A 9671-nucleotide genomic window follows, 5' to 3' on the forward strand; every position below is an offset into this window, starting at 1 on the left:
TGGGTCGGCGGGGTCTGGGCGGGCTGGGCCTGCCGGACCTGCGAGATCAGGGTGGGAAGGGCGCAGCGCATCGGCAGGTTGCGGCGCAGGCGGTCGAGGGTGAGCACGCCCTCGGGCCCGAACTGGCCGGGCGTGGCCACCATGTCGGCGCGGCCCTCCCAGACCCGCTGAATCTGCTGCGGATCGAATCCGACCGCCTCGAGCAGCGCCGGGTCGAGGGCGCGGGCGGGGGCGACCACGAGCTGGCTCGCATCGAACGCCACCTGCTGCTGGGTGACCACCTCAAAGTCGATGACCCGCTCCGAGGCCATCGCTAGCCGGGCGGCCAGGGTCGCGGCGGCATCGGCGCTGTCGCGGTCCGGTGTCGGCAGCACGAGACGCGGGCGCTGTCCCGGCACGACGAAGGGCACCGCCCCCCCCTTGATCGCCGCGAGGTCGGGGCTGCGCGCCGCCCGGGCGAAATGCGGGATCTCGATCCGGGAGCGATCGAGGAACAGGTAACGCGCCTGCTTGGCCGCCGGGCTGAGGGTGTCGCAGGTCTGGTCGGCGGCGTTGGGGAGCTGCGCCGAGATCTCGACGTGGTTCACCCCCGGGCGCCACAGGCTGAAGGGCAGGGGGATGGCGCTGTCGTCGAACACCTCGCCGCGTGCGTCCGGGAGCGGAATGCTGGCGGCGTTGCGTCCGTTGATGTCGATGACGATGCGGGCCTCCGAGGAGAGCCCGGCCACGTAAGCGCCGGCGAGGTGCAGCATGGCCTTGCCGTAATCGGCCGGGACGAAATCGCCGGGGAAGCGCAGGTCGAAGCCGACATGCAGCAGGCGTCCCGAGAACTCACGCGACGCCGCGCCGAGACGGTCGAGGGTCAGGTTCTCGCCGCCATAGACCATGTAGCCGCGGAAGAGCTGCACGGCTTTGAGCCCGCCGGGCGTCCCGGTCTCGGCGGAAACGGCGAGGTTGGCGATCGCCTGCCGGACGTCCTCCTCGCGGGACCCGGTGACCACGAGGGTCGGCGGTACGTTCGGCCGCGTCGGCAGCATGGCGAGACGGGGCCCGGTGATCGGACCGAGGTCCGAGACCCCTTCGATCCCGCCGATCTCGGAGGCGGTGCCGACGACGAGATTGATGCCGTTGCGGCCCTGAAGGGGCGGCCCGAAGGTCACGGTCGGACGGGCGACGCGCCCCACGAGCGCGAGAGCCTGCACCGCCTCGATCATCCGCTCCAGCCGCGCCAGGTTCGGGCGCTCGTTCAGGATCACCTGGATCGGCAGCGCACCGCTCTCGTCGGGCTCCGCGGCGGCGAGGGAGCGGACATCCATGTCCGTGGCGGTTCCGACCACGAGGCCCGACCGCGACGGGTCGATCTGAGTCCACAGTTCGTAGGTCGCGGCCGTCGAGCAGTCGACGCGGTGGCGCTGGCTGGCCGTGAAGGTCACGGCATTGTAGCCGGGCTTGAGCACGCCCTCGCCGATGGCGAATTCTACGACCTTCACCGCGCCGGGAGCCTGGATGCGGGTCCAGCCGACCTTGGTGCCGTTGACGAAGGCGGCGAGTTCGGAACTCTCCGGCGCCACCGAGATCGCGGACAGGTAGGAGAGACGCAGCCGCGCCGGCCCCCGCGTCTGCGCGTCGGTGAGATAGACCGGATAGCGCAGGGAATCCTCCTCCCCGGTCAGGCGGAAACCCCGCGGGCCGGACGGAAGCCGCCGCGCCGGCGCGATGGTCGATTGGATCACCCCGCGCGGCACCGCCTGCGGGGCCGAGGCCCGCGGTGGCTCCACGGCGCGCGGCACCGCCGGTCTCTGCTCCGCCGCCGGGGCATCCGGGCTCCGCGCCGGAGCCGTCCCGTCCTCGGTCGGAGCCCGCAGGGCGTTGCCGCTCGGCGGCACCGTCAGCCGCTCGGCCGGACCGCGGCCGAGGAAGCTCTGGGCCAGAGCGGGATGGCCCGCGAGGGCTAGCAGCAGCCCCAGCGCGGAAAGGCCCAGCCGGACACCCATCGCCGTCACGCCGCGCTCGAGCGCCGGCCGCGAAGCTCGGCCAGGGTGCGCTCGTTCTCGTAATCCATCATCAGGCGGACCCAGTCGTCCCCACTCTCGGCGTCGGCGGTCTTGGCGGCAGCGGGAACGGGCGCCGCATGGCTCCCCGCTTCCGGAACGGGTACCGACGGGACGGCGGGCAGGGAGGCGGCGCCGGACGGTGCGTCGTAGACCAGCGCCTCCCCGACCTCGACCGGCCGGGGGCGGCGGCTGGCCAGGAGATAGCGCAGCGCGCGGAACGGTTCGACCAAGCCCCACCACGCGAATTGCAGCGTGCCGGTGGGAATGTCCTTGTGCCGCCGCCGCCGGAGCTGGAAGCGGCGCATCGCTTCGGCGTCGCCGTACATCAGCCCCGCCAGCGCCGGGTAGTCGCGAACGGCCAGCTCGCCGAAGCTCAACCGCAGGACCAGTTCCCGACCGTCACGCGTCGCCTTTTCGAGATGGACCGGCAGGGGCGCGGGCCGCCTGGCCCCGGCCGTCGGCTCGACGCTGAGCGCCCCGCGCAACGAAGTACGGACGAGCCCCTGATCGAAGGCGCCACTCAGGAGACGGACAGTGCAGGCCTCGGCAGAGACCAGCTCAATCGCCACGTCGGTGCTGCGCCCCGACAGGCTGAGGACGCCGCGGCGATCGATCGCCAGCGATGGGGTGCGCTCGAGTTGGCGCCGCTCGGCGCAGACGCCGAGTGAGGCGCCCGCCGTGAGCAGGTTGAAGAAGTTCCACAGCCCGACCACCAGCATCAGGTTGGTCACGCCGGGCTCGAACAGGTAGCGCCACGCCGCGACGGCGCAGCCGAGCATCAGGAGCAGGTGTATGAGGAAGAACGGCAGTGCCAGCGACGAGATATGGTCGTGGTCGAGCGTCGCGCCCTTGTTGGTGACGTTGAAGGTCGGCTTGCGCGGCGAGGCGATGACCGAGACGATTGCCTTGGCGAGATAGACGCCCTGGATGTACTCGTAGAGCTCCGACACGAACGGCCAGCGGAACTTGCCGTAGATGTAGTTCTGGATCATCAGATTGATGATGATGTAGGTCAGCGTGTAGGCGATCGACTCGTCCACGCTGGCCACGAAGATCTTCAGATCGAAGAAGATGTGGAGCAGCGGCGCGAACATGAAGATCAGCCGCGGAATCGGGAAGAACCAGAAGGTCATGCTGGAGAGGTAGGCGATCTTCTGGACGGGCTTGAGACCCTTCTGGAAGATCGGGTTCTTCAGCATCAGGATCTGGAACATCCCCTGGCACCAGCGCGAGCGCTGGCCAATGAAATCCGTCAGCGTGTCCGGCTGCAGGCCGGCGATCAGTGGCCGGTCGACATAGGCGCTGGTCCAGTTGCGCGAGTGCAGCTCGAAGGCGGTCTCGCAATCCTCCGTGATGGTGATGCCCGAGAACCCTCCGGCCTCGTCGAGGGCGATGCGGCGCAGCAGAGCCGCCGAGCCGCAGAAGAACGAGCCGTTCCACTTGTCGAGGCCACGCTGCGTCACCGCGTAGAACATCTCGTTCTCCGCCGGCATGCGCTCGAAGGTGCGCAGATTACGCTCGATCGGGTCCGGATTGAGAAAGGCGTGCGGCGTCTGCACCAGGAAGAGGCGCGGGTCCTGCGCGAAATAGCCCACCGTCTCGGCAAGGAACGAGCGGAACGGGACGTGGTCGGCATCGAGCACCGCCACCAGTTCCCCCTTGGCGTGGGCCAGGCCGTTGTTGAGATTGCCGGCCTTCGCATGCTCGTTGCGGGCGCGCGTGAGATAGCGGACGCCGAGTTCGTCGCATAGCGCCTGCAGTTCCCCCCGGCGCGCCCGCGCCGCCGCGGCCTTGGCCGGGTCGGCATCGCTGCACTTCTGGTCGGTACCGCCGTCGTCGAGCAGCCACACGGTCAGCTTGTCGGGCGGATAGTTGAGCTGCCGAGCCGCCGCCAGGGTCATGGCAAGGATCGCGGCATCCTCGTTGTAGCTCGGCACGAACACGTCGACCGTGGGCAGGTCGGCGGCCGCGGCCTTGGCCGGCGGGTCGCGCTGCAGCGGGTCCGCGTTGATGATCAGGCTGACGAACAGGATGAAGACGCAGTACAGCTCCGCCACCAGCAGGATCAGGCCGAACCCGAAGCTGATCGGATCGCCCGGCGAGGGCAGTGTGCTAGTGAGCCGCCACAGGATGTAGCGCAGCACCACCAGGCTGCCGAGCGCCATGAAGACGAAGCGCGTCCGCGGCCCGTCGAACACGGACCACAGCACGATCATCGCCGCCATGGCGGCGAGGCTCATGGCGAGCTGGGCCTGCGTCCCGACCGGCTGGCTGAGCACGGCGAGGCTGGCCAGTGTAGCCCCAACCCAGGCCAGCCAACGCAACGCCTGCCTCACGCTACCGCCTCCCGGGCCAAAAATCCCTCGGATCGAGGTGCAACGGCTCTAGGGCCGGATTTGTACAGCGATGAGGGTCAATGGACAAATGCCGTGATAATATCCAGCTCGATTTATCAGATCGGCAATTACGGTTAACTTAGGAAAACGGCCCATTGAGCAGACGGCGATCACGCGACAGTCGATCGCTCTTCAAAAGCGAAATCGAGGCTTTGGCAACGCCATGAAAACTCTTTCCGCCAAACCGGCATCTTCGCGATAACCGACGATGACAGCGCGCAGGGCGGCATAGTGAGGCGGATATTTCGAACCGTTCTGGCGGCCCTCCGGACCCGTCGCCGCTGACGCCGTCGTCGCTCCCTGCGTCCGCCGACGGGCTTAATCGACCCTTAACGAAAATCGCGCCTCGCTCGGGACAGCTCCCCGGACGGACGGATGATCGCGAAGCCGCTGCAGATTTCTCTCAGACTCCTGAACGCGCTGCAGGTGGCGATCGCGGCCGCGGCGGGGTTCGCGGCCGCGCTCCTCGTCGTCGTTCCTGCCACGCAACCCGGCGTGCCGCTGTCCGTCCGGGATTCGGTGGGCGCGGCCTCGCGCGCCTACGTCGCAGCCATCACGGAGCGGCTGCGGCAGACGATCGGGGATGCCCGCAATGCCGCCCTGGCGCTGCGCGACGACGAGGGCCTGCTCTCGGCCGATCAGCGCGCCGCGCGCCTGCGCGAATGGCTCGGTCTGAATCCGATCTATCGCGATGGCCTGCTCGTGGCGTCCGACGGCACCGTGCTGGCAGCCCAAGACGAGCGGCTGGTCGGCCGCAGCGTCGCCCGGCAGACCTGGTTCCTGCGCGGCCGTGCGGCCGGCGTGAGTGTGGTGACCGAGGAGACGGATGCCGAGGCGCCGTTCGGCGCCGTCGTCGCGCTGGGCGAGCGCGGGCAGGGCGGCCTACTGCGCCTCGATGCCGCACCGAGCTACTTCACCGGCATCGAGGAGGACGTCCGCCGCACCCTGACCATGCCCGAGACACTCGGTTTCGTCGTCGCCACCGCGGACAGCCGGGTCCTCGTCGGCACGCCGAGCCCGTTCCGGGCGGCCAGCGTGTCGGCCACAACGCCGATGCGCGCGGCGGCCGAGATCGGTTCCCCGGGATGGCTGGTGACGGCGCAGGCCGTTCCCTCCGGCGCGTCCCTGGCAGGCTCGCCGGACTGGCGGATGCCCGGCATCGGCCTCGCGCTCGTGGCCTGCGCGGCGGCCCTCGGCTTCGTCGCGGGGACGCGTCTGACGCGGCCGTTGCGGCGGCTGCTGACGGGCGAAGAGGCGGACGAGGCCGTCGGCGCGCGGACATGGATCGGCGAGTTCGCGGCGCTGTCGGACGCGTTCGCCGGGCAGCGGCGCAGCACCGGGCTGCTGGTGGCGGGCGTCGATTCGGAAGTCGCGCGGCTCAAGGCGCGGCTGACCACCTTCGAAACCGTGTCGGGCTGGGCCTGCTGCGAGATAGATCCCGAGACCGGCCGGACCCTGTTGAACGCCCGGAGCGAGGGCGGCGGCGAGGGAGCCCCGTTCGCCGCCTGCTTCGTCGCGGCCGACCGCCCACTTCTCGAGAGGACGCGCCTTGCCGCCCTCGCCGCCGACGGCCCGCACGACGCGGTCCTGCGCCTGCACGACTGGCCGGGCCAGCAGGTGCAGGTGAGGCTGCTCTGCCTGCCCGATGTCAGAGGCGATCGGCGGCTGTTCGCGCTCATGCGGAAGCTGCCGGGCCACGCGGACGCGACCCTGCCGCAGCCGGTTGAGCCGCGCCGCAATCTCGTCCTGCGGCGGGTGACCGACGGGATCGTTCACGAATTCAACGACGTCCTCACCGTCGTCCTGACCAATCTCGCCCTGCTGACGCGCCGCCACTCCCTCGGCGCTGAGCAGGACCGGCTGGTCGGGCGGGCGATGGTCGGTGCCCGCCGGGGCGCCGCGCTCACCCGTCGGATGCTGCACCTCGTGCGCGGCGACGAGACCGACATCACCCTCGCCGAGACCGACCTCGCCACCACCTTCGAGGCCTATCTACCGTTCCTGGAGGCGAACGCCCTCGGCGACATGCCGGTGCTCAATCGCATCCCCGCCGGCCTGCCGACGGTCCTGTGCAGCGAGCGCGTGCTGGAACTGCTGCTCCTCAACCTGGCCTTCCATATCCGCGACGCCTGCCTCGCCGGCTTCGCCATCGCGGCGGCCGAGGGCGTTCTGGATGACCCGAACGCCGAGGCGCCGCCCACCCCCTACGTGCGCATCCTCGTCAGCAGCGGCCGTCGCCCGGAGACGGCCTTGCCGCCGTCCGAGACGGGACGGACTTTGACCGCCGCGGCGGCGCTGGTCGCCGAGAGCGGCGGCGAGTGGCACGTCGTCCGCGACGGCAGCGGCGGCGAGCCCTTCCTGGCCGAGTTCTGGCTCCCGGCGGCGCGTCCGGCCGCGGCGAGGCTCTCTTCGCTCCCTGCGGTGACCAGGAAGATCCTGCTGGTGGAGAGCGACGGCCTCGTGCGGGCGAGCGTCGCCGAGGTAATCGCCGATCTCGGTCACGGGGTGGTCCAGGCCGCCTCCGGGGCGCACGCCCTCGAGGTGCTCGCGCGCGACGCCGCCTTCGACGCGATGATCGTCGATCAATCGATGCCGGTGATGGCCGGCCTTCAGCTCGCAGCCACCGTGGTCGAGCGGTATCCGGACATCCGGATCATCCTCGCCAGCCCGCACGGCCAGCTGCCGTCCTCCGCCGACGCCTTCCTGCGGATCGACAAGCCCTTCCGCAACGAGGACCTGCAGGTCGTCCTTGACGTCGCCGTCAATCGCGCGCGCGCCGCTTGATCTCGAAGCGGCCCGGCCGGCCCGGGGCATCAGGCGAAGTTGCGTGCGCCTCGGCGCCCGATCTTGGCCGCAGGCGCACAGTTGGAAAGCAGTCTTTCCAAAATCCAATGTTAACCATTGTCGGCGAGTGTTGGCTAAAGCGTAAATCGTAGCTTAACGGAGCCGGTGAGTATGGGCGGGATCGCGGGACCGATTGCCCGAAAGCTGCCGTCTCCGTTTACGACAGCGCTCGCCGTTTTGTGTGCCTGCGCGGCTGCCGTCTCCGCCGCCGACGCGGCCGACCTCGCGGTGCGGTCGACGGGCGCCGACTGGTACACCGGCGCCTCGCAGCAGGCGGTCGATGACAGCTGGGCCGTCGCCGTCGACGGCTCGACCAGCGTCACCTCGAACAGCTCGGCCTTCGGCTCCGTCACGGTGACCGCCGCGCCCAACGGCTCGCCCACGCGAGACGGCCTGCGGGTGCGCGTCGACGCCATCGCCGGCACCTATTCGTATCCCGGGCGGTCCGTGGCCACGCGGGTCACCGGCTACCAGGAGGAGGGCGCCCTCCAGGCGGGTTACGAGTGGGTCTGGAAGGACGCGGCCCTCGCCGGCTACATCGGCTTCAATGTCCGCAGCAATCAGCTGTCCGTCCCCGATCCGGGCAATCCAGTCGTGGGCACGGGCGTCGGGCTGAAGGTCGCCGGCAACTTCTACGCGACGCCGAGCGACCGGACTATGGTCTCGGCCTACGGCTCGTACTCGACCAAGTTCAACGCCTATTACTCCCGTCTGCGCGTCGGCTACATGGTCGCCGACGGCGTTTATATCGGCCCCGAGGCGCTGTTCCTCGGTGATGACTTTTTCCGGCAATATCGCATCGGCGCGCATCTGACCGGCGTCCGGTTCGGGCCCGTGCAGATGTCCGTCGCCGCCGGCTATGTCCGCGACCGGATCCAGGGCTCCGGCTATTATTCCAGCGTCGAGGCCCGCTCGACCTTCTAGCCCTTGGCCGGCGCGCAATCGGAGCGCGTCTGCGGCAATTCCGATCCTCTGACCCGCTGCCAGGGTGGGACGGCTCGGTTCGGTCGCCGGTCATCGCCGTCGCTTGCCCCGACCATCCGGCCAGGGCTGCTCCCCGGGATCATCCCGACGGCGATCGACGGGACGGGCTTACCGGGACGTTGCCAGGAGCTGGCTTGGCTTCAGGGGATCCCAGACGCCTTCCAAGACGGGCTGCATCGCAGCGTTGAGCGACTGCGCCGAGGAGACCGGCGAGGGGACCACCCTGGGCTGGAAGCCGATGAAGGAGGCGAACACCCCGACGAGCCCCACGGCGCAGAGACCAGCGATGATCCACCGCGGCGCCCCCCAGGTGTGAAGGACCCCGGCGAGGGTCGCGAAAATGGCAATTAGACCGATAAATTGATGCATTGGACACCTCTAGGCGGCGGCGTCTAGTGCTAGATTAGAGCCAATGACTTCGTTCCAGAATGGAACATGATCTCAGATACGGCTTGTCATTTCCGGCCTTCGCCACGCCGCTGCGGTCGAATGCGCCGTGCCCGTCCCGCGGGCGGGCAACCGGATCAATGCATCCCGGAGATGCCGATACTCTGAAGGTGGGACGCTGTATCCAGCTCCCTCGTCGGGAGGAGCCGAAGGTGGGGATTGGCGCAGACGGGAACCCACCGCACCTGATCGTTCACCACCATGTCCGTCTCCTCCCCGCGCGGCGGAGGCGAGAGCGCAACGCTCGGAGCGCGTTGGATGGTCGTAGCCCGAGCGCGAGGAAGGATGCGCGCCGATGCAGAGCCCGAGGCGCGGTCCTTAGATCGAGCGCCGCTCAAGCAGAAAGGCCTCGTCCCGCGGGATTGCACCCGGGGTTTTGCGGCGATGTCGCTTCTGCGCTTGATCTTCGTCTACGAGCAGGAAATTCAGCCGGACCCGTTACTCGAGCCCCTATTCTGCCAAGCCCCGTAACCGTCCACAGAAACGGCTCTTGCTCACTTTGCGTGGATCAGGTGGCGAGGACCATACGGCGCTGTAGGAGATCGAGACCCGCTCGACCGTAGCTTTGGCGCTTGATCAGCTTAAGCCGGTTGATCTGGCCTTCGGCCTGGCCACTGCTCCAGGGCTCGGTCAGGGCCGCCCTGACCGCGGCAGCGTCACCGTTCAGTCCCGCAGCGAAGGTGGCGATGGCAAGTGCGCCGGAAGCCTTGGCCTCTGTGATTCAAGGGTTGAGATCCGCGGCGGCACCCCGCGGCTTGCAGATGCCGCACTTCGTTGTAGATGGCCCGCCATCGCGTCCGGCTCAGCGGCGGAACGTCCTGTGTGGATGGCTCCCGCATTGCAAGCGGCGAATTGAGCTTCTGACGCGTTGGTCGGGTGCAGTCTTGTGTCCGGCCTGTTGATGCAGTCGTTCATGTGACCGCTGGCCCTGATGGTATCCGCGAGC

5 protein-coding genes and 1 pseudogene are annotated in these 9671 nt (G+C 69.1%); 3 read left to right on the forward strand and 3 right to left on the reverse strand.

What is annotated here, in order from left to right:
• Together FV242_RS30450 and bcsA are read right to left on the reverse strand one after the other, a co-directional pair.
• On the reverse strand, nucleotides 1-1994 hold a 1994-nt coding region (locus FV242_RS30450; RefSeq protein WP_147941523.1), incomplete at its 3' end, for a cellulose biosynthesis cyclic di-GMP-binding regulatory protein BcsB.
• A 5-nt stretch (nucleotides 1995-1999) separates the two neighbouring features.
• A complete protein-coding gene (bcsA, locus tag FV242_RS30455) occupies nucleotides 2000-4390 on the reverse strand; it encodes a UDP-forming cellulose synthase catalytic subunit (protein WP_147941520.1) in 2391 nt (796 codons plus the stop codon).
• A 435-nt stretch (nucleotides 4391-4825) separates the two neighbouring features.
• Here bcsA and FV242_RS30460 point away from each other — a divergent pair, with 435 nt between their 5' ends.
• The 3 genes from FV242_RS30460 to FV242_RS36200 all read left to right on the forward strand — a co-directional run bounded on the left by FV242_RS30460 (nucleotide 4826) and on the right by FV242_RS36200 (nucleotide 8594).
• Nucleotides 4826-7234 carry a response regulator gene (locus FV242_RS30460; RefSeq protein ID WP_147941521.1) on the forward strand — a complete coding sequence of 803 codons (2409 nt, stop codon included), beginning with the start codon at nucleotides 4826-4828 and terminating at the stop codon, nucleotides 7232-7234.
• 171 nt (nucleotides 7235-7405) lie between these two features.
• Nucleotides 7406-8218 carry a cellulose biosynthesis protein BcsS gene (gene bcsS / locus FV242_RS30465; RefSeq protein ID WP_147910593.1) on the forward strand — a complete coding sequence of 271 codons (813 nt, stop codon included), beginning with the start codon at nucleotides 7406-7408 and terminating at the stop codon, nucleotides 8216-8218.
• A gap of 244 nt (nucleotides 8219-8462) precedes the next feature.
• Nucleotides 8463-8594, forward strand: a complete 132-nt coding sequence (locus FV242_RS36200; protein WP_281407126.1) for a hypothetical protein — start codon at nucleotides 8463-8465, stop codon at nucleotides 8592-8594.
• Nucleotides 8595-9233: 639 nt separating this feature from the next.
• Here FV242_RS36200 and FV242_RS35900 read toward each other — a convergent pair.
• Nucleotides 9234-9413: pseudogene (locus tag FV242_RS35900) on the reverse strand (ISL3 family transposase); the annotation flags it as partial.
• Nucleotides 9414-9671: the final 258 nt, after the last annotated feature.

It is taken from the genome of Methylobacterium sp. WL64, from assembly GCF_008039945.1.
GTDB lineage: Bacteria > Pseudomonadota > Alphaproteobacteria > Rhizobiales > Beijerinckiaceae > Methylobacterium.